Source organism: Vibrio tritonius (assembly GCF_001547935.1).
Lineage (GTDB): Bacteria > Pseudomonadota > Gammaproteobacteria > Enterobacterales > Vibrionaceae > Vibrio > Vibrio tritonius.
The window spans coordinates 1,332,160-1,353,160 of sequence record NZ_AP014636.1 but is presented as its reverse complement, the minus strand read 5'-3'; the positions used below and the strand labels follow the sequence as shown (position 1 = coordinate 1,353,160).

The following is a 21,001-nucleotide window of genomic DNA, read 5'->3' as shown; positions in this document are numbered from 1 at the left end:
TGGTTTTTTAGCGGATGATATCGGCAAGCAACTGATAAGATTTGAGTTTCTGCTGTTGGTCATACACTAAGCTATTGACCATGATTTCATTTGCTTGAGTGCGCTCGACCAAATCTAATAGGCGACCTCGAACGGTGTCTGGGGAACCAATGATCGATTCGCGTAGCTGGGTTTCGACATGCAGTTTTTCATGGGGTTGCCAAAGTGGCTCCATGCTGCTGACGGGTTTGGGCAATTTGGCGCGTTTGCCGCGGATCATGCCAAGAAATTTCTGTTTTTCCGTGGTCGCCAAGTATTGAGCTTGCTCGTCTGTTTCAGCCACGGTGATGTTGACTGCAATCATCACGTAGGGTTTTGCCAGCGTTTCTGATGGAGTGAAATGTTCTCGGTATAAAGCTAACGCACGCATCATCGCATCCGGTGCAAAGTGGGAGGCGAAGGCAAACGGTAATCCTTTTAATGCAGCTAATTGTGCACTGTAGGTACTTGAACCCAGCAACCAAATTGGCAAGTTAGAGTAAGAGCCCGGATAGGCCGCGACTGGTTGTCCGGCAGAAACTGACCCCATAAAAAATTGCAGCTCTTCTAACAATTCATCAAATTCCGGATCCATTCTTTCTGGATCACGTCGTAGCGCATGCATTGTGGCGTAATCGCTGCCAGGAGCTCTACCAAGGCCAAGGTCAATCCGCCCAGGATAAAGCGCATTGAGCGTCCCAAACTGTTCGGCAATCACTAATGGGGCATGATTGGGCAACATAATCCCACCAGAGCCAATACGCATCGTTTTGGTGTGAGCAGCTATATGGCCAATTAGTACTGAGGTCGCTGCACTGGCAATATCGGGCATGTTATGGTGTTCTGCTAACCAGAAACGTTGGTAGCCAAGTTGTTCTGTTTGTTGAGCGAGTTCGACAGATCGTTGGTATGTTTGCCCGTAATCAGCGCCTTCAATGACAGGGGCTAAATCGAGCACGGAAATGGGAGGAAACGTCATTCGTTTTATTCTCCTTTTTATTGTCTGTTCGGGCAGTATGCCATGATATTGTTCGTGTAGAAATGAGTCTCTTGATGAGCGCTGTCAAAGAGGGCGTTAAACGCAAGCAAGCAGTGTAAGTGGCATAAAAAGAAAACTGCCTAGCCAATAATGGGGTTAGGCAGTGGGACATTCAGTGTAACATTCGGTGTAACATTGATGTCGAACACCTATTCGTTGATTAACACCTTGGATTAATAGGCTTTACCACGTATAGGGTGTTGCTGGTAGCGTGACACCAGCAGTGGATTACGCCCTGCGCGACTCAAGCACAAGGCGTAAGAGTTGACTTCGACTTCACAGCAAAACGATGTTCGAGTGAAGTGGAAGCACAAACTTGTCTCACAAAACCGAATGATTAAGCCAGTTTAGTCAGAAGAACTTTTGCAACGTCTTCAGAACTGGCTGGGTTTTGACCTGTGACTAATTGCCCATCAGTGACCACAAACGGTGCCCAATCAGGGCCTTTTTGATAATCAGCGCCTAGGGCAATAAATTCGTCTTCAATCAAAAATGGTACAACGTCGGTAAGTTCAACACCCGCTTCTTCGCCGTTGGTAAAGCCAGTTACCGTGCGACCTTTGATGAGCGGCTGACCATCGGTACCTTTTACGTTACGCAGTACAGCAGGCGCGTGACACACAAATCCCATTGGCTTATTTAGCTCGTTAAAGCGTTCGATAAGCGCAATTGAGGTTTGTGATGGTGTTAAATCCCATAGTGGACCGTGACCGCCAGGGTAGAAAACAGCATCGAAATCCTCTGCTTTGACCGAATCTAAAGTGACGGTAGTGGCCAATGCATGTTGTGCGTCTGGGTCGGCTTTAAAACGATGCGTCAGCTCAGTTTGAAAATCGGCTAAATCACTTTTTGGATCTAGCGGTGGTTGACCGCCCGCAGGAGATGCCAGCACTAGCTCAGCACCAGCGTCTTTAAAGGTGTAATAAGGTGCGGCGAACTCTTCAAGCCAGAAGCCAGTTTTAGCCCCTGTGTTGCCTAGATCGCTATGTGAAGTCAGTACCATTAAAATTTTCATGTTGTTCCTCGTTATTTATCTTTCTATTCGTTATTAATGGGAGTCACTAATGGGAGCATTAGTAAAGCCTGCAGTTTTTGGGTTAAGCGTCCAAAAAGGCTTTTAGTAATCCTAAGTTATCTTGATATGGTGCACGTAAACGTAAGTTTGACGCTCCGTCTTCGCTTTGGCGTACCACCGCTTTTGCGTGAGTAAACTGACGGAAACCGTGTTCACCATGGTAAGCACCAATACCGGATGCACCCACACCACCAAATGGCAGATCATCGATCGATGCATGGGTCATCACATCATTAATCACCAAAGCACCGGATGTGGTGTTTTGCACAAATTGAGTTTGATGTTCTTTATTGTCACTAAAGAAATACGCAGCTAATGGGCGATCGTGTTGGTTAATGAAATCAATGGTGTCAGTCCAGTGGTCATAAGTCATCACCGGTAGCAATGGACCAAAGATCTCTTCTTGCATAATGGCCATCTCTTGGGTGGCATTAAGCACTAAATGCGGTGCAATTTTGCGAGTCTGAGCATCAAATCCCGGTTCATCTTGTGGGCCTAAATTCACAATGGTTGCGCCTTTTTCTTGCGCGTCATTGAGTAAGTGAATGAGGCGCTGATAGTGGCGATCACTGATGATCGATGTGTAATCCGCATTATCTTGAATGTGAGCAAAGCTCTGTTCGATAAACGCTTTGGCACTGTTGACCAATTGTGTCTCTTTCCCTTGGGCAATCATCAAGTAATCCGGTGATAGACAGATTTGACCAGAGTTAAAGGTTTTGATGGTTAGGGTGCGTTCAATTGCCGTCGTGAGATCAAAAGCCTCGTCAACCACAACCGGTGATTTGCCGCCCAATTCCAAAGTCACAGGAACGAGATTTTCCGCCGCCGCACGCATCACATGTTTGCCCACCGTTGTACTGCCGGTAAAGACTAAGTGGTCAAAAGGCAGAGCACTGAATTGACGACCCACATCCGCATCACCGAGCACCACTTCTAGCTCCATTGGGTCAAAGTAGCGACCAATCAGGTCTGCCAGTAACTCAGAGGTGAGTGGAGTCAATTCTGATGGTTTAAGCATGGCTGTATTACCTGCGGCAAACACACCTGCCAATGGACCAAACGCCAAGTTAATCGGGAAATTCCAAGGGCTGATGATGCCAACAACACCCAGTGGTTGTTGCTCGATCCATGCTTCTGGACCGTCTAACCCTTCAATCACTTTAGGTTGCATCCATTGCTCAACATGATCGTGAGCGTGTTGCAGCATTTTGACCGTGGTTACCATATCTGCGAGCAGCGCTTGATAAGTGCTGCGGTGACCAAAGTCGTCGCTCATCGCTTGTGCTAGTGCAGAATAGTTTTCTTTAATCAAACGAATGGAGCGTTGTAGACGGTCTTGGCGCACGGCAAGAGTTGCTGGGCCATTTTGAATCGAAGCGCGTTTCATTGTGGTTAGAATTGTACGCAGTTCGTTATGAGCTTGAGTGGCTGACATTTGCTCTCTCCTTATTGAAGGCTGTGTTTGTTGCTTTGTTTTATGGTTCATCTCATGTGAGCGATGAAACGAATCAACAGAGCAATACTCATTTCATTGTCCAGCAGGATTACCCTGCTTGGCTGACTTGCTGCGTAGATTAAAGGAACTGGCGTTTGTTGGCTAACAAGGGTATTTTAGGAGGGGTATAAATAAATTTATGGGTATTTTATGTCGTTGATTAGATTGAGAACATTTGTTGAAGTCTATCGGCAGAAATCAATCAGTGCTGCTGCGCGCAACCTAAATCTTACTCAGCCAGCGGTGTCACAGCACATTAATGGATTGGAAGTGGCGGTCGGGCGACGGCTGTTTATTCGTGAGACTGGCGGCGTGACACCCACCACCGCGGCGGATGAACTGGCCAATGACATCGGCGACAAATTGGATTCGGTAGAAAACGCACTGGCACAAGCTCGCGCCCGTAGCATGAATATGGAGGGGGCACTGCAAATTATTGGTCATGCCGATTTTCTGGCTGAAGTGGTGTCACCCAAGCTCTTACCCTTGCTTGAATCGGGGATTCGTGTGCGCATGCACAGTGGAGATGGCGATATGATCCACAATATGCTGGTGGAAGGGCACTGCGACCTTGGCTTTACCGCCCACCCAATTACGGATAAACGACTGCGCAGTGAAACCTTAATGACAGTGCCTGTGTATGCGGTTGCTGCGCCGCAGGTGGTTGCACGGATAGAGCAAGCTGATATTTTTGCTGAGGCACTGTTGCAAGAGCCTATGTTGACTTACAACTTAGAACTTTCTGTGATGGACAGTTGGCTTAATAAAAACAAGATCCGCATAGATATGGCGAGTCCATCGGTAGTGAGCCAAGATTTGCGAGCACTGAGAAGTATACTCCTTAGTGGTTTTGGGTGGACGGTTATGCCTGCTTTTTTATGTGAGGGATACTTACGTTCTGGTGAATTGCAAATGATCGAAGCACCAGTGGGAAACACCCAACTGAGTTACTACATGGCATGGGCGCCAAGTGCGCTGCGTCAACCTCGTATTGCGCATGCGCGGCAAACTTTGCTGTGGAGCTTAAAATCGACGCAAGACTAAATTTCTTTTCGTCTCTCGGCTAGTTAGATAAATCGTGGTATAAACGACTCGCTGTAAATTATCGGCAGCGTTATTCGTTATCCAAGGAAGAAATATGTCTCTCAAACGTGGTGTAGTTTTATTGTTGTCTTTGCTGTCACTGGCGGCGCATGCTGACCTTCTTGATGATATCCAACAGCGGGGTTCTATCCGTGTGGGTACGACCGGAGATTACAAACCGTTTAGTTACTACGACGGTGCCAATTACAGCGGCTACGACATTGATGTCGCAAACTATCTTGCCCAGCAACTCAATGTAAAAGTGGAATTTGTACCAACCACTTGGAAAGGGCTGATCTCTGATCTCAGCTCAGGTAAATACGATATTGCAATGGGCGGGATTACTCGTCGTATCGATCGCCAACTGGCTGCGGAACAGACTCAAGGTTATATGACCTTTGGTAAGCTATTTTTAGTTCGGGTTGGGCGCACGATGAAATTTGATACCTTAGCAAAAGTGAACCAGCCCAATGTTCGTGTTGGTTATAACATTGGTGGCACTAACGAAACCTTTGCTAAGCAGTTCCTCTCTAAAGCGACCCATGTAACGTTTGAAAATAACCTTGATGTGCCAGAAGCCGTATTAAGTGGCAAAGTGGATGTGATGATTACCGAAACACCAGAAGCGCTATTTTACCACACCACCAATCCTAAGTTTGATGTGGTGCGCAAAGACAATCCATTTACCAAAAGTGAGTTCACTTATCTAATTCCTAAAGGCGAACAGCGTTTGCTTAATACCGTAAACTTTGTGATGGACGATATGAAGCTAAAAGGGATAGATAAGACATTAATGGAACAAAATCATTTTATGTAACCTTATTCCCCAATGAGAAAAATGCAGCGGTAGGCTGCATTTTTCGTTTCTAGTGGTTTTGATTGTGCATGGTTAGTAATCAGATTCGAATGCGCCGAGATCGGGCGCAGTGCCATTATAATCATCACCAATGTCCATACCGGCATCAATCAAGTCACTACCTTTTTTAAGTAGTGCATATTTGATTTTAGGTAGTGAACCATCTGCTTGGCGAGCATACATCAATTCATTTTCATCCAAACGAACAAAATCTTTTGATGTGATAGTAACTGGAAGGTTGAAATAGTTGTAACTAATGTCATTTTCAGTGCTGTCACCTAAATTGATAACTTCATTATGGCCGTCAAAACCAAGGTTATTACGCATGTAATGGTCGTAGCCATCAACGTCAGTGTCATTATCGTCGAGCGTTGATAACATGTTGTAGTTCGAACTTTGGTTACGAATCGAGGTATTATTTATCCAGTTTTGCCCACCGATATGGTGGTTAGCGTAAAATCCAGCAGAGCTGTTACGCACGGCTAAGTTGTAACGAATAGTATGACGAGGGATAACGCTTGGAGGAGTGCTGCCATTACTTCCATAGCCGCCAGCTTTAAAGCCATTACCATCACCTATGCGGTTAAAATCTTGATCGTAGCCATTATAAAACGCCCAGCTGTATTCAATGGTAACGGCTGCATCGGCATTGATTAAGTCAAAGCCATCATCACTGTTAAACCAAGCGCGTGAATGGCTAATCACATTACCGGTATAAGATGAAGATGTTGGGTGCGCTCCGAAGCCATCAACATTACCGTTAGAGTAGCTATTTAAGCCTTGATTATTGTAAGCATCCACATTCAGAACATAGTTGTTGCTGCCTGCTACCAAATACCAACCAATCGCCATGCCGTCATGAATAGCTAAGTTTTCAAAACGGTTACCACTGCCTTTGTTGACCATAAAGGCTTCAGATTGGGTGTGTTGATCATCAATAGTCACTTGTACGCCAACCACATCAAAGCCCTTAAACACACAGTTATCTGCTCGTACCATAAAAGCAGTATTGCGATAATTTTCAGGTTTGACATTTGAGAAGTCGAACACCGGACGTTCTGAGCCATAGTTGATATAGCTGATATTGTCTTTGGTAATATTATTGACGATCGCGCGAACACTTTGATACTGAGTTATATTCGAATCATCTAAATAATAAGTTCCACCACGGATATAAACAGTATCACCAGACGAGGCTGCGGTTTGTGCCGCCATTATCGTTTTTAATGGAGATGAAAGTGTACCAGAGTTGTTATCTGAACCGTTTGGAGAAATATATAGATTTTTAGCTATACAAATATTACTAAAAGCTAATAACATTGATAAAGATAGAATTTTAAATTTCATAATTGACCCATGTGTTATTAATTTTCTATACCATAGAAGGAACTATATATAAGGTCGAATATTAAAAAACCGATGTTTCATTTTTTGGATCGTTGTCACTATTAATTTAAGATAAAACATAAATCGTGATATTAATTAACAGTGTCTAATCAAATACTCAAGTAACCTCAAGATACAGAATTTAGGGCTGCATCTTGAGGTTACTTGGGTTTTATCACTCGGGGCGGGTTAAGTTAGTGCTATATTGCTTGGGGATGAGCGCTCATTGCTCATTAGGTGTCGTAGGCACCGGCGTATAAGCCAGTGCCGAACCGCTATTTTTATTAGACTCAGTTGTTGTCAGCCTGATATTCGCGGCGATGCTGCAAAATTGAGGGTAGATTATCTTCAATCCACCCCGTTAATTCTTGTACTCTTACACTCACTTCTTCGCCCAATGGCGTCAAGGAGTACTCTACGTGTGGTGGTACAACAGGGTAGGCAATACGATTGACGAACCCATCAGCTTCTAAAGCTTGTAGGGTTTGTGACAACATTTTTTCACTTATCCCGCTGATTTTACGACGTAGTTCGCTAAAGCGTAGCGTGTCGCCAGTTAATGCTAAAATGGTCAACACACCCCAACGGTTGGTGACATCGCGTAAAATTTCCCGAGACGGGCACTCTTTCTCTAGAACATTACCTTGTTTGACTTGGTCAAGTAGAGAAGAGCGATGATGCTTTACCGGCAATTTGGTGACGGAAGACATGATTCCATTCCTAACAAAACGTGAAGAAAATACTTCGTTAAGTATACATCGCTGCTATTAAGTGGTCACTCAATGATTCCACTTTTTTGCCGCTATTGGTGACATTGTAACTAATAAGCGGTTAATCATCTTGATGATTAACATATGTTGTAGTTGCTCAATTGATAAACAGCCAATGCTTAAGAATGTGATCTTGAGACAAGAGCGAACGCGCAATTAGGCTGTTCAACACATTCACCTTGACCTATTTCTTCTATCTATGTTTTTATCAACCCGTAGTTTGTAGATGCATCAATAAGTTACGTGATGTTGATTCCAACATTGTCGACAAATTATTACAAACACTGTGCATATGAAATTTCTCAGTTAAGGTAGTTTTGCCCACCATGAGAGGCCCTTGGTGAACAAGGGTGAGATCAACACAGGCTATTGTGTGGACTGCAACCTATGTTGCAACGCAAATTTGTATAACTAACACGGAGATATTCAGTGGCTAAAATTCTAATGATTACCGGTGACTTTGTAGAAGATTACGAAAACATGGTACCTTTCCAAGCGTTAATCGCGATGGGACACGAAGTCGATGCTGTATGTCCGAATAAAAAAGCGGGTGACGCAATTCCGACGTCTATCCACGATTTTGAAGGTGACCAGACCTATTCTGAAAAACGTGGTCACAATTTTACGCTAAATGCGACGTTTGCTGACGTCAACCTTGCTGATTACGATGCCCTTTATTTGCCAGGCGGTCGTGCTCCAGAATATCTACGTCTGGATGCGAACGTACTTGATTACGTTAAACATTTCTTTACTGCAAACAAACCTGTAGCGGCTATTTGCCATGGCGCACAAATCTTGACTGCTGCGCGAGTTATCGAAGGCAAAAACGTGTCAGCTTACCCTGCGTGTCGTCCAGAAGTTGAACTTGCAGGTGCAACTTATGCTGATATCGCGGTTGACCAAGCAGTGACTGACGGCAAGCTCGTGACAGCACCAGCATGGCCTGCACACTCAGAAATGCTAAAACAGTTCGTCGCACTGTTTTAATTGCATTACGCATTAAAAAAAACGGGCTGTTTAGCCCGTTTTTTTATTTGCCAAAGATCAAGATATGTCTCTCTCTCTTCCTTTTATTGTCCCGTTAAAGATTCTTGTTGTTACTTTGTGTTTTTTATATAGCTATACTATTAATATAATTATTTTTAAAATGGTGTGGTAATTTTATCTTTTGGTAAAAAATAATATTTTTCTTTTAAAAATAAAAACAAGATAGTTATTTATCGCTACCCTAGAGAAATGAATTCATATACACGGGGAAATAGAATGAAAAAGGTATTATGTACGGTATTCCTAAGCCTATCGGGAATAAGCTATCAGGCTTATGCGCTCGATAATGGGGTATATACCATTACCTCTAAAGTCAGTGGTAAATATTTGGAAACGACCAGTGCATTAACCACCGATGGAGCGAATGTGGCTGTGTGGGGCTCCACAGGTAATGACACGCAAAAGTGGCTCGTCACTAATCAAGGTAATGACCAATATTCTTTGATTAATTTGAACAGTGGTAAGGCGTTAGAGGTGTATGAGTATTCGACCCAAAATGGCGGTAACGTTGAACAGTGGGAATACAGCGGTGGTACAACACAATTGTGGACGATAAAAACTAACGGTAATTACGTAAGCTTTATCAATGTTAACAGTGGGAAAGCTCTCGATTTATATAACTTTGATACCAGTAATGGTGCAAACGTTGAGCAATGGACTTACACCGGTAACGATGCTCAATTATGGAGTTTAACCAAAACCAAAAACGTTGAATCAACGCCTTATGATCCATCAGAAACTGGTGGAGCGGAAGATCACTGGAATCTGAGTGGGAGTTTGGTGACTCACGATCCAACTCTTGCCTATGAAGACGGTACTTGGTGGGTGTTCCAAACAGGGGATGGCATTGCGGGAAAATACTCCACAAATGCTCTAACGTGGCAAGATGCACAGAATATTTTTCCTAATGGATTGAGTTGGTGGCAAAATTATGTTCCCAAAAATGATGGCCTAGATGTGTGGGCGCCTGATCTGCGGTTTTATAATGGCCGTGCATGGATGTATTACGCTATTTCTTCATTTGGCGATAATACCTCTGCGATTGGTTTAACCTCAGCAAGTAGCATTGCCACCGGTGATTGGGAAGATGATGGTTTAGTGATTAATACTACCGCCTCTGATGACTATAACGCGATAGATCCCGATTTGGTGGTGGCGAAAGATGGTGCCCCATGGTTGGTGTTTGGGTCTTGGTTCTCCGGCATCAAATTAACGCGTATTAACCCAGAAACCATGAAACCGTTTGGCCCTATTTATTCATTGGCCGCTCGCTCTGGTGGTATCGAAGCGCCAACGATTATCTATCGTCAAGGTTACTATTATCTGTTCGTTTCTATCGGTAAATGTTGTAGTGGTGTCGATAGTACGTACCGTATTGCCTATGGGCGCTCAACCAGTATTACTGGACCTTACGTGAGTAAATCTGGTTTGAACATGACGGATGGACACGTTTCTATTCTTGACTCTGGTAATTCCCAGTGGGTTGGTCCAGGCGGTCAAGACATTTTGAATACCGACGTCATTGTCAGACACGCCTATGATGCAACCGACAATGGTACTTCTAAGCTGTTGATCAGCAAGTTGAACTGGGACAGTGACGGTTGGCCAAAATATTAACGAACTCACGGTATGTGAGCCATACCAAGCACCTCGAGGTTATTTAGGCATCATAATGCACCAGCCCTGTTAATCAGGCGGTTTATGATAAGCAGGCCCTTTTTGTCAGGGATGACAAAAAGGGCTTTTTGATGAACGGTTAAAGGGCGACTTGTATTCACTGAAACAGCATCTTGAGGTTACTTGAGGATAGATAAACACATTGGATTGTGTGTAATCTGAAAATTACTGTGATATGGGTAAAAACTGCCATAAAACCGAGGTCGATTTTTTCTTTATATTCCATTCATTTCGTAAAGCAGTTCACTTTTTTTTCCTTAGATATGCGTCAACTTTAATATTGACGGGTTCAATCAGTACCCGTACTAAGGGAGAGTAAAATGAATCAATTGGCTTTAATTGCTGTACTCACTAGCCTGTGTCTTAGTTCAGAGGCTGCGTGGGGGATTGACCCCATTGAACAAGATCGTTTGCCTGCTTTAGGCGCGTATGCCAACCAAAGCTCGGTATCTGGATTGTCTTCAGGTGGATTTATGGCTGCACAGTTCCATGTTGCCTATTCGCAATCGTTGGTTGGGGCGGGTATCGTCGCTGGTGGTCCATGGGATTGTGCTGGCGCGAATGTGTATGCAGCACCTCTTTTTAACGCTATCAGCCAATGTATGAATCCGGATAAGTATTCCACCACCTTGCCAGATATTCACTATTTAGTCGATTTAGCGAAAGTAAAAGCGAAAGATGGCCTTATTGATGCGCCTTCCAATTTGCGTGATGACCGCGTGTATCTCTTTTCAGGCAGTAACGATAAGGTTGTGGTTCCGGGAGTAGTGCAAGCTGCTGCGGATTTCTATCAGCAATTGGGTGTGCCCAGCAGCCAAATTCGGTTTGATAACAGCACGTCGGCAGGGCACGGTTTTATTACTAATCATCCAAAAGATGTGCAGTGCAGCTCAACTCAAGCTCCTTACATTAATAACTGCCAGATAGACCAAGCCTCACAAATTTTGCAGCAGATCTATGGTCACCTCAACCCATCGGTGCCGGAAGCACAGTTATCTGGGTCGCTTATTGAGTTTGATCAACGGCCTTTTTTCAAAATCGATGTGAGCTTGGATGATCACGGCTATCTTTATGTTCCTAAAGCTTGTGAAACCGAACAATGTCGCGTGCATGTGGCTTTCCATGGTTGTTTGCAAGGGGCTGCTATGGTCGGTACTGAGTATGTGAAAGAAACGGGGTACATGGAAGCGGCTGATGCGAATCGAGTGGTGGTGCTGTTCCCGCAAGTGAAGAAAGAACAGATGAATCCTTATGGGTGTTGGGATTTTTGGGGTTATACCTCAGATAATATGCCGCCTTACAATTATTACACCAAACAAGCGCCACAAATGGTTGCAGTAAAGAAAATGATAGAGCGATTAGTCAGTGCGCGTCATGCTTCTATGTAGGATGACACATGGTATGACAAGTATGTTGATACCGTGAAGCCCGATTAAGACTAAGGCGTAAATTGAAAGAGGTGATGTGTCTGAGCAGAAGTTAAACAAGTTGCTGTTATCGCCGCCGCTTGGGCACATTAATTAAGCATTTAAACGTAAAAACGCAATTTATGGTTGACCCTACCAGATAAATCCGTAAAGTACGCCTCGTTGTCACGAAGAACTTTTGGCAACAGAGTTACGTAAGTAACGACCTAAGGCGTGTTGGCAGAGTGGCCATGCAGCGGATTGCAAATCCGTGGACCTCGGTTCGACTCCGGGACGCGCCTCCATTCTCTCCCCAGCTTAGGCTGGTTTTTTTATGCCTAAAATTCAGTATCACCTTTCCCTGCTATAAATAGAGAAGGCTTGTAATACATAAGGAAACCCCTTGAGATTTCCCTATGTGAGGTTACTTGGGTATAAGTGCCTTTTAAGAAACTAAGCGATACAGACGGCGAGGGCGGCCCCCGGTGTTGTAATTGAGAACCAAATTCACCATCCCTTCTGATTCGAGAAACTCCAAGTAGCGTCTAGCGGTGATGCGGCTGACTTGCATTCGTTCGCCGATGTCTTCTGCGGAGAATTCCTCAAGGTGAGACTCCATTAACAGGGTTTTTAAGGTGGCTAAGGTGGTTGCATCAATGCCTTTAGGGGTTTGACGGACGTCTTTCTGCGGTGTTTTTCGCAGTAGGGTATCAATGTCACCTTGGTCTACGGTGGTATTGCTTTGCAATTGCTCGCGATACACTTTGTAATCATTTAATGCTTGGTGTACCCGAGAAATCCGAATGGGTTTCACTAGGTAGTCACTCACGCCAAGATGCACCGCTTTCTCAACAGTCGACGTTTCTCTATCCGCAGTGGTGATAATAAAATCACATTGGGCACCTTGCTTACGCATGCGTTGGATAAACTCAATGCCGTGGCCATCAGGTAGGTTGATATCAACAAAAATTAGTGAGGGTTGGAAGATTGAGTATTGTTGCAGTGCTTCGGCATAGCTCTCACTAACAGCGACGACAGTAAAATCGCTATCTTGGTTTACAGTTGATTCCAGCATATAGCTTGCCCTTAAGTCATCCTCAAGGATCATTACACTGATTTTAGTCATATTGCTCGATGTTTTTCTTGTCTAAATACAGGCTAAATAAAGTGGTGTCATTCTCTGTGCGCTCCCAGTCGATGGTCCCTTCAAAGTAGTCCACCAACTGCCCAACAAGGTATAAACCAATACCATGTTGTTCGTCGCCTTGTTTAGAGCTAACGCCAAATTCCAAAATGTGGTCAAAAATAGCATCATCTATGCCCGAGCCAGTGTCCTGGACTTCGATGATGAGATGGCGACTTCTGTCGCTCAAATAAATATAAACCTTTGGTTCACGTTCATTACGGTTTTGCCAAGCGGCTAGCAGGGCATTATCTATTAAATTGCCAATAATTGTGACTAATTTATCAGATACGGTTTTTCCGTAGTTACTCAGCATACTGTCTGGGTCGAGGGTGTATTCCACGCCCATCTCATTTGCTTTGTTGAATTTTGCCAGCAGTAAACCCGCTACAGCACTATTGGATACGTTGCGTACAATGGCATTGATCACCGACTGATATTGGTCGGTTTCTTGCTGTATGAAGCGTATGGCTTCGTTGTTACGTCCCAACTGCAGCATACCTGAAAGCGTATTAAGCTTGTTGGAATATTCGTGAGTTTTGCTGCGTAACAGCTCAGAATAATTTTTTAGGTAGACCAGCTCTCGTTCTAACTGGGATTGATTTAAGTTAGGGAAGAACACGATGACGTGGCCAATCTGTCCATTTGGACTTTGTAAGGGGTAAATATTAGCGCGAAATGAAAATTTGCCAACGGTAAATTCACCTTGGTGGAAACGCTGCTGTGTTGAGATGACCAAATGACTGAGTGAAAGTGAATAACGCGCGATCCCTTGGTTAACGTAGTCATGACGTCCATAGTTATTGATGGCGAATAGCTTCATCGCACTATTATTTATCGTAGTGATATTCAGATTGGTATCAACTGCAATAATCGCATCACGGATGGAATTTAGAATGAGCTCATGTTCACTGAATTTGTTGACGATGTATTCAGGTTCATAATCAAGAAATGTTCGTTTCATTTTGTAGACGAACAGTGTCACCATGCTAATCGCCAGTAAATAGACTACGGCAATCATCACACCGATATGCCCGTATTGCTCTAACAATATTGCAGAGGCTCGTTCAGAAAGATAGCCAATACAGATAGCACCAATCGTCTGTCCATTGTCGATTATCGGAACAAAATTACGAATTGCGTCTCCAAGAGAGCCTTTGGCTACTGTGCTGTAAGCTTCACCTTTGGTTAGCGCTCTTTGAATATCGTCACCGACGAAATGGTGACCGACCCGTTGAGGATTGCTATGAGAAAGGCGAATGGCATTGTGATTAACGACGACGATATAGGATGCGCTGGTTTGACTACGAATATGTTCAATATAGTCATTGAGATGAGGAGATTGCCCCAAATTACTAAGGCGAGTTGCTTCAACCACTCTGGAATCTTGAGCAAGTACTTTCGCCAGCTCAATACCTCGGTTCTGTAAACCTTCCTGATATAAGTTCTTTAGTAGAAAAAAAATCACAGTTGTGACCACGATAACGATGGTGGACGAGGTCGCTATCGTTGAAATGGCCAAGTGGCTTTTCAGTTTCATCTATCAGTATTTCCGAAGTGTTTATTCGTTAAAAGCGAGGTCGATTCGCCAAGGGCGATATTTTGAGGAGCATTTTGGGATGAGTCAAAGAAAAATACGCTAAATGTGCGCACAAACGCATCATCTTGCGTGAACAAAAGTTTCAAAAGCATTGGATAGTTACATTACTACGCTACTCAGTATGCAGATGCTATGGAATTGTTAAACTCCGCGAAAATTTTAAAACAACCCTACATGAGAGCAAGTTATGTTTAATAGTACTGCTATCTCTGCCAAGGATAAGCTAACGATCAATATCGTGTTTGCCTTGTCAGCACTAATTATTCTTTTCGCAACGATCCAAAATAAGATGCCATCAGGCATGATTGGTGCCGTTGGTATTATGGCGGTAATTGGTTACCTGCTAAATACTATAGGCAACAAAACTCCTATTGTGAACCAATACTTCGGTGGTGGCGCCATTGTTGTAATTTTCGGCTCTTCTTACATTTTCCACAGCGGTTATGTTCCTGCTGAAACAGTAAAAACCGTGACTACCTTTATGAAGAGTGGTGGTTTCCTCAATTTCTTCATCGCAAGCTTGGTGACTGGTTCTATCCTAGGTATGGACAGCCACACCCTTAAAAAGGCTGCGTTCAAATACATTCCTGTGATTCTGGGTGGCGTAGCTTGCGCATTCCTGTTTGCTGGTGTTGTTGGTGCAATGCTAGGTGAAGGCTTCTTCAACTCTGTTATGCTGATTGCTCTACCTATCATGGGTGGCGGTATGGGTGCTGGTGCTGTTCCTCTAGTGGAAATCATGCACGGAAGTACCGGTATGGACACCGACATGTTGATGTCAAAAATGGTTCCTGCATTGGCGATCGGTAACGCTATTGCTATCGTGACGGCGGGTATTCTACATCGAGTGGGTAACGCGTTCCCTTCATTGACTGGTAATGGTCAGTTGATCATTGGTGAGGCAAACAAACCTGAAGAGACCGATGAGAAACACTCTATTACAGTACAAACTCTAGGTGTTGGTGCATTGCTAGCGATCACTATGTTCCTAGTAGGTACGCTACTTGGAACTGTCATCAAGATGCATCCATTTGCCTTAATGATCATCTTCGTTGCGGTTCTTAAAGTAACTGGTCTTCTACCTCGTGAACTTGAGCGTGCTGCGCACGTTTGGTCTAAGTTCGTACTAGACAATTTAACGCCAGCGCTACTGGTAGGTATCGGTGTGGTTTACACAGACCTTGACCAAATTGCTGCTGCATTGACTTTGTCAAATCTACTAATGGTGTTCTCAACCGTAATTGGTGCCGTAGTAGGTAGTGCATTGATCGGCCGTATGATGGGCTTCTACCCAATTGAAGCTGCGATTACTGGTGGTCTGTGTATGGCAAACATGGGCGGAACAGGTGACGTAGCTGTTCTTGCATCATGTAAGCGTATGGGCCTAATGCCTTTCGCTCAAATTTCTTCACGTCTTGGTGGCGCTTTGATGCTTATTCTAGCCACCTTTATTCTGCAGCTATTTTTATAATTAAGGCCAAGTAATGTCACAGACCTATGACGTCGCGGCCACAACAGAGGCGGGCATTAGCCCGCTTTCTCCAGTGGACCAGTCACTAAACTCAATTATCCGTCAAACTGCTCAGGTTCGTTTTTCTGTCGCTCAAGCAGGCAACAACCTGTCTAAATATCTGATGTTGCGCCACGTTCAAGATCAGAACGAAGGACTTTTCTACCACTATATTCGTGAAAATATCCGCGATAGCTTACCTTATATTTACACCCCTTCTGTTGGTGACGCATGTCAGCAATATAGCTATCTAAACTTCGCTCCTCGTGGTCTTTATCTATCGTGCCGTGAAGGTGGCTCGGTCAGCCAGCAAATTGAACGCATTCAACAAGAAGTGGACATTATTGTTATCACTGATGGTTCTCGTGTTCTTGGCTTGGGCGACCTTGGCATCGGTGGTATGGGTATTTCAATTGGTAAGCTGTCTCTGTACACAGCGGTGGGTGGTATCGCTCCAGAGCGTACTCTACCAGTGTGTATCGATGTCGGTACGAACAATGCGAAATTGAAAGCGGACCCACAATACCTAGGTGATAAAGAAGATCGTGTTGATGACGAGACTTTCTATCAATACCTAGAAGAAGTGATGACGGCGTTAGAAAAACGTTGGCCTAAAGCGATCATTCAATTTGAAGACTTTAGCAACAACCACGCTTATCCACTCTTGAAAAAATACCGTCATACTCATCGTTGCTTTAACGATGATATTCAAGGTACTGCGACGGTAGCGGTTGCGACAATCAAACGCGCACTGAAAAAAGCGGGTAAAGAATCTGGTCAGTCAAACGTATTTATCGTTGGTGGTGGTTCAGCAGGTTGTGGTATCGCAGACCTTATCGGGCGTACTTTTGGCTTTGACGAGCAACACAATGTTTACGTTGTTGACCGTGACGGCATCATCTACGATGATTTTGCAGGTCTTAATGAAATGCAAGCAGAGCTAGCGCGTCCTGCGTCAGAGCGTCCTGCTGGTGTGGCTAAACTTGAACTTCTTGATGCGATTAAGCACTATCAGCCAGACGTTATCGTTGGTGTTACCGGTGTTGCGGGTCTATTTAGCGAAGAAGTGATTCGTACCCTAGTGGCACAAACTACTATGCCAGTTATCATGCCACTGTCTAACCCTGTAAGTTCTTGTGAAGTAACTCCAGCGCAAGTCTTTGATTGGGTGGGTGATAAAGCGATCGTTGCAACCGGTAGCCCGTTTGCTCCCGTTGTTTTTGGTGATAAATCACACACTATCTCTCAATGTAATAACGTGTACGTGTTCCCTGGTATTGGTCTTGGTGCGCATGTTGTTAATGCAACCACTATCTCCGAAGAGATGTTAATGGCTGCAGTGAATGCATTGGCTGAGTATGAGTGCTCACAGGCTTCTCACTATGAAGTACTGCCTGCGATTGAAGCGACGATGGAAGTTTCTAAGATCATCGCGATTGCCGTTGCGAAACAAGCTGTAGTAGAAGGCGTTGCTCAATCGTTTAATGAACTGAGCGAAACAGAATTGGCACAAAAGATTGAAGAGTCATTCTGGCAACCTGTTCAACACGCTTAAGCGCTGTTGATATGCTATGAGAAAGGGCCGAACGGCCCTTTTTTTGTGCGTCTTTCTGCGAATAGTGTCAATGCTTGCTGGTATTAAAAACGATATTCGACACCCGCTGTGACTTGGTTGAAATCGGTATTGGTCTCTTTACCATCTTGAACATCAGACGCATCAAGGTCGACGTCATACCATGTATATTCCGCATTAATGACCAAATTATTGGTGACTTTAAAGCCGACCCCGGCTCCAGCAAAGACGGCTTCGTCGTTTTGATCGCCTTTAGCTCCGGCGATATTGTAATCGGTGTTGTACCAAAGTTGTCCCCCTTTTGCATAGAGATCGACTCGGTCACCAATTGGTGCGATGAGTTTTAAGGCTCCGGTGTAACCATCCGTTTCAGCATTGGCCAGGCTACTTCCGTATTTACCAAAATCAACGTAACTGCCTTCAATCGCGACATAAGGATTAATGCGATAACCAAGAAGTCCTTGATAGACTTTATTATCGTCGTCAAAGTCGTCGTCGCCATCCACTTTTAGATAACCAAAGTTACCACCGACATAGAGACCGCTGTCGTTACTGCCTGTGGCTGCCTGAGAGGAGAAACTAAGTGAGGCTAAGACAAATAGGCCTGTTAATGCAGGATAGATCTTTTTCATCGTTTCGCTCCTAGTTACTAGTGAAGTTTAATATTTCGTTAACAACCTCAACATTGTGCGAATGAATGAGTTTAAGATCTTCATATATGAGTAAGCTTACTGTTATTAAGTTGTTAGAAAGTTGATGCCCAAGTAACCTCAAGATGCAGTTTCAGGGAGAATGTATTCGTTCATAGGCAAGGCACCGATTTGAATACATAGTTATTCTACGTAGAAAATCAGATATGTGCGATTCGCCGCTCATTGAGAAAGCTGAGTATAATTAGGGCGTTGTGAATACGATCATTGGCGGTTGAGTAACGTTAAATTTATCTGTGCTCATTGATGACGCTCAGAATTCTGCATCTTGTGGTCGTTTGGGTATAAAGCGTGTTAAAGAGAGGGACAGTTTATGGTAGTACATAGTGCAGCCTTTTTATGGGCTTTTTGGGCGCTGATCGCGATTTATTTTGTTCAATGGTTAGTTGCTTCCACAGTTAAAGCCCGTCACCCCGGAGCGATTCCAGGGAAATTACCTGACCAATTAAGTCACGATTCTTTCGTTTTTCGAACTCATCGAACTTATATGAATTCACTTGAAAATGCTCCGTTGATTTTGGGAGCTGTTGCTTTAGCGTGGTTATCTGAATCGTTTGAATTTTGGTTGGCGTTATGGCTATGGGTTTACGTAGCTGCGCGCGTAGGGCATATGTTGTGTTATTACGCTATCGCTACAGAGAAAAACCCAAGTCCACGCAGCTATTTTTTTATTATCGGAGTGGTGGCGAACCTAGCTTTGTTCATTTTGGCCACCATTCAATTGGTTGATGGATTGTAAGTTATAAGGTGTGCGTAGTAAGGCTAAGATGGCATAAGCAGTATGTGAGTGGTTACTGATAAATTGCGATGAGAAGTGAAGTCTGTCGCAATTGTTGTGATAAATTGAATTTGCTTGAATAGGTTACGGCGTTTAACTAGACAGATCTTGGTCTAACTGTTTAACTTAATGATAGTTTTTATGTTGGCGTTCATCCTTCGGAGGCTTGATGTCCATCCATCTTAGAAAAGCTTCTCATCATGTTATTAGCACCATACGTCAATCCAGTGCATTGCAGGATCTGTTGATTTGGTTAGTGGTAACTGTCCTCGTTTCCTATTTCTCCATTCGTTACGATGCGTTTGAATCGTTTCATGACCTCAGTCGCGACCAAGAAGTATGGCAACTTGATGAAGTGTTTGTCGTGTTGTTTTTTGTTGGTTTAGGTGGTTGCCTATTTGGATTACGTCGTTATTGGGACATGCAAACCTATTCGAGACGTTTACATCGTGAAGCGGATTTTGATTCTCTTACCCAATTACCCAACTCACGGTTAGCTAAACGGCAGCTTAATCATTTAATGATGGGATGCCCTAAAGAGCGCTATGTTATCGCGGTTTTGTTGGACATCGATAACTTTGGCACCATTAATCACCTTTATGGGCGTACTACCGCCGATATGGTGTTAAAGCATGTCGCTACACGCCTAAAGTTACGCAACGAGAAATCGGGTTTTGTCGCGCGTATTAATAGCGACGAGTTTTTGGCTTGTGATTTGTGTGATGGGCGATTACATGTCATTGAAGATTACGTGTCTGATTTGCGTCGCGTTGAAAATGTCCCGATTGTGATTGGTAAGTACGTTGTCAACATTCGTTTTTCGATGGGAGTTGCGGTTTATCCTAAAGATAGTGATAACCCAGATGATTTGGTGCGAGCGGCCTATCTCGCGTTAGAGCAGGCGAAAACCACCAATGGTATTGATTGGTATCTATATCGAGAAGAGCTTGGGCAACGTCGTGAATACCGTGAAATGTTGTCACGACAACTGTATAAAGCCATTCTCAATAACGAATTGTTTATGGTGTACCAGCCCATTTGGGATCAAAAAAGACATTTGTGTAAAGGGTTTGAAGCGTTAGTCAGGTGGAATTTTCAAGGTGCTTCGGTTCCGCCATTTTTATTTGTAAACATTGCGGAAGAATATGGCCTGATCAATCAGTTGGGTGATTTTGTTTTGCGACGGTCGTTATCGGAGATGAAAGATAAACTCACGTCTGATCAATATCTTGCGGTTAATATTTCTGCGCATCAGTTTCATCATGAGAGTTTTGTTCCTTCTTTACTCGATACCATCAAAGGTATTGAGTTTGATCCTAAACAGTTGGAATTAGAACTGACCGAAACAACGTTAATTGATAACTACGAATTACTTTTGGAAAAACTACATCGTATTCGTAAGAAAGGAGTTCATGTCGCGATCGATGATTTTGGTACCGGCTATTCATCTCTAAGTCGGCTCAATGAATTAAGTGTGGATAAACTGAAAATCGACCGCTCTTTTGTGGAAGGAATTGTCGATGGGGTAAAAGAGCAGAATATCGTTGAGTCTGTCGTCACTTTGGGCCGTAAATTGAATATGCAGATTGTTATTGAAGGTGTAGAAACCGAAGATCAAATGGATACATTGGTTGAGCTAGGATGTGACTTAATGCAAGGCTATCTTTTTGCTCGCCCAGCAACGCTCGACAAAATTGAGTCGCGTTTTTTTGGGGTCGAAAACTCCGCTATCAATTGATTGAGTCTTAATCATTTGCTGCCGTTAATCGGCAAAGTTAGCCTCACCCCCTGT

17 protein-coding genes and 1 tRNA gene are annotated in these 21,001 nt (G+C 43.9%); 10 read left to right on the top strand and 8 right to left on the bottom strand.

The window, feature by feature from the left end:
- Positions 1 to 7: 7 nt before the first annotated feature.
- The 3 genes from JCM16456_RS21320 to JCM16456_RS21310 all read right to left on the bottom strand — a co-directional run bounded on the left by JCM16456_RS21320 (position 8) and on the right by JCM16456_RS21310 (position 3,570).
- Positions 8 to 997 (bottom strand): LLM class flavin-dependent oxidoreductase, encoded by a 990-nt coding sequence (locus JCM16456_RS21320; RefSeq protein ID WP_068718262.1) that lies wholly within the window; start codon positions 995 to 997, stop codon positions 8 to 10.
- Positions 998 to 1,394: 397 nt separating this feature from the next.
- The gene (locus tag JCM16456_RS21315; RefSeq protein ID WP_068718260.1) at positions 1,395 to 2,072 is read right to left on the bottom strand and encodes a type 1 glutamine amidotransferase domain-containing protein; all 678 of its coding nucleotides are present in this window, start codon (positions 2,070 to 2,072) and stop codon (positions 1,395 to 1,397) included.
- Between the two features lie 82 nt (positions 2,073 to 2,154).
- The gene (locus tag JCM16456_RS21310) at positions 2,155 to 3,570 is read right to left on the bottom strand and encodes a coniferyl aldehyde dehydrogenase (protein WP_068718258.1); all 1,416 of its coding nucleotides are present in this window, start codon (positions 3,568 to 3,570) and stop codon (positions 2,155 to 2,157) included.
- Between the two features lie 210 nt (positions 3,571 to 3,780).
- Between JCM16456_RS21310 and JCM16456_RS21305 the strand changes: the two genes are divergently transcribed.
- The gene (locus JCM16456_RS21305; RefSeq protein WP_068718256.1) at positions 3,781 to 4,674 is read left to right on the top strand and encodes a LysR family transcriptional regulator; all 894 of its coding nucleotides are present in this window, start codon (positions 3,781 to 3,783) and stop codon (positions 4,672 to 4,674) included.
- A 94-nt stretch (positions 4,675 to 4,768) separates the two neighbouring features.
- On the top strand, positions 4,769 to 5,530 hold the full coding sequence (locus tag JCM16456_RS21300) for a transporter substrate-binding domain-containing protein (protein ID WP_068718254.1): 762 nt from the start codon (positions 4,769 to 4,771) through the stop codon (positions 5,528 to 5,530).
- 72 nt (positions 5,531 to 5,602) lie between these two features.
- On the opposite strand, the gene JCM16456_RS21295 is transcribed toward JCM16456_RS21300, so the two are convergent.
- Both JCM16456_RS21295 and JCM16456_RS21290 read right to left on the bottom strand, forming a co-directional pair.
- Complete coding sequence (locus tag JCM16456_RS21295; protein ID WP_068719108.1) at positions 5,603 to 6,889, bottom strand: right-handed parallel beta-helix repeat-containing protein; 1,287 nt, start codon at positions 6,887 to 6,889, stop codon at positions 5,603 to 5,605.
- A 356-nt stretch (positions 6,890 to 7,245) separates the two neighbouring features.
- The gene (locus JCM16456_RS21290; protein WP_068718252.1) at positions 7,246 to 7,665 is read right to left on the bottom strand and encodes a winged helix-turn-helix transcriptional regulator; all 420 of its coding nucleotides are present in this window, start codon (positions 7,663 to 7,665) and stop codon (positions 7,246 to 7,248) included.
- A 489-nt stretch (positions 7,666 to 8,154) separates the two neighbouring features.
- Here JCM16456_RS21290 and JCM16456_RS21285 point away from each other — a divergent pair, with 489 nt between their 5' ends.
- The 4 genes from JCM16456_RS21285 to JCM16456_RS21270 all read left to right on the top strand — a co-directional run bounded on the left by JCM16456_RS21285 (position 8,155) and on the right by JCM16456_RS21270 (position 12,160).
- Entirely contained in the window at positions 8,155 to 8,712 is a 558-nt protein-coding gene (locus JCM16456_RS21285; RefSeq protein WP_068718250.1) for a DJ-1/PfpI family protein, read from the top strand.
- Positions 8,713 to 8,988: 276 nt separating this feature from the next.
- Complete coding sequence (locus JCM16456_RS21280) at positions 8,989 to 10,389, top strand: family 43 glycosylhydrolase (protein ID WP_068718248.1); 1,401 nt, start codon at positions 8,989 to 8,991, stop codon at positions 10,387 to 10,389.
- A 380-nt stretch (positions 10,390 to 10,769) separates the two neighbouring features.
- Positions 10,770 to 11,837: an extracellular catalytic domain type 2 short-chain-length polyhydroxyalkanoate depolymerase gene (locus tag JCM16456_RS21275; protein ID WP_068718246.1), complete on the top strand. Its 1,068-nt coding sequence runs from the start codon at positions 10,770 to 10,772 to the stop codon at positions 11,835 to 11,837.
- Positions 11,838 to 12,086: 249 nt separating this feature from the next.
- Positions 12,087 to 12,160 (top strand) — tRNA-Cys (locus tag JCM16456_RS21270).
- Positions 12,161 to 12,300: 140 nt separating this feature from the next.
- Here the strand turns inward: JCM16456_RS21270 and JCM16456_RS21265 are convergent.
- Both JCM16456_RS21265 and JCM16456_RS21260 read right to left on the bottom strand, forming a co-directional pair.
- The gene (locus JCM16456_RS21265) at positions 12,301 to 12,963 is read right to left on the bottom strand and encodes a response regulator (protein WP_068719106.1); all 663 of its coding nucleotides are present in this window, start codon (positions 12,961 to 12,963) and stop codon (positions 12,301 to 12,303) included.
- Between the two features lie 10 nt (positions 12,964 to 12,973).
- Positions 12,974 to 14,578: an ATP-binding protein gene (locus JCM16456_RS21260; RefSeq protein WP_068718244.1), complete on the bottom strand. Its 1,605-nt coding sequence runs from the start codon at positions 14,576 to 14,578 to the stop codon at positions 12,974 to 12,976.
- Between the two features lie 247 nt (positions 14,579 to 14,825).
- On the opposite strand from JCM16456_RS21260, the gene JCM16456_RS21255 reads away from it, so the two are divergent.
- Both JCM16456_RS21255 and maeA read left to right on the top strand, forming a co-directional pair.
- Entirely contained in the window at positions 14,826 to 16,109 is a 1,284-nt protein-coding gene (locus JCM16456_RS21255; RefSeq protein ID WP_068718242.1) for a 2-hydroxycarboxylate transporter family protein, read from the top strand.
- A 13-nt stretch (positions 16,110 to 16,122) separates the two neighbouring features.
- Entirely contained in the window at positions 16,123 to 17,703 is a 1,581-nt protein-coding gene (maeA, locus tag JCM16456_RS21250) for an oxaloacetate-decarboxylating malate dehydrogenase (RefSeq protein ID WP_068718240.1), read from the top strand.
- Between the two features lie 83 nt (positions 17,704 to 17,786).
- Here the strand turns inward: maeA and JCM16456_RS21245 are convergent, their stop codons facing one another.
- Positions 17,787 to 18,353: a porin family protein gene (locus JCM16456_RS21245; RefSeq protein ID WP_068718238.1), complete on the bottom strand. Its 567-nt coding sequence runs from the start codon at positions 18,351 to 18,353 to the stop codon at positions 17,787 to 17,789.
- Positions 18,354 to 18,744: 391 nt separating this feature from the next.
- Here JCM16456_RS21245 and JCM16456_RS21240 point away from each other — a divergent pair, with 391 nt between their 5' ends.
- Together JCM16456_RS21240 and JCM16456_RS21235 are read left to right on the top strand one after the other, a co-directional pair.
- Positions 18,745 to 19,170 carry an MAPEG family protein gene (locus JCM16456_RS21240; RefSeq protein WP_068718236.1) on the top strand — a complete coding sequence of 142 codons (426 nt, stop codon included), beginning with the start codon at positions 18,745 to 18,747 and terminating at the stop codon, positions 19,168 to 19,170.
- A 208-nt stretch (positions 19,171 to 19,378) separates the two neighbouring features.
- Entirely contained in the window at positions 19,379 to 20,947 is a 1,569-nt protein-coding gene (locus JCM16456_RS21235; protein WP_068718234.1) for a putative bifunctional diguanylate cyclase/phosphodiesterase, read from the top strand.
- Positions 20,948 to 21,001 lie beyond the last annotated feature (54 nt).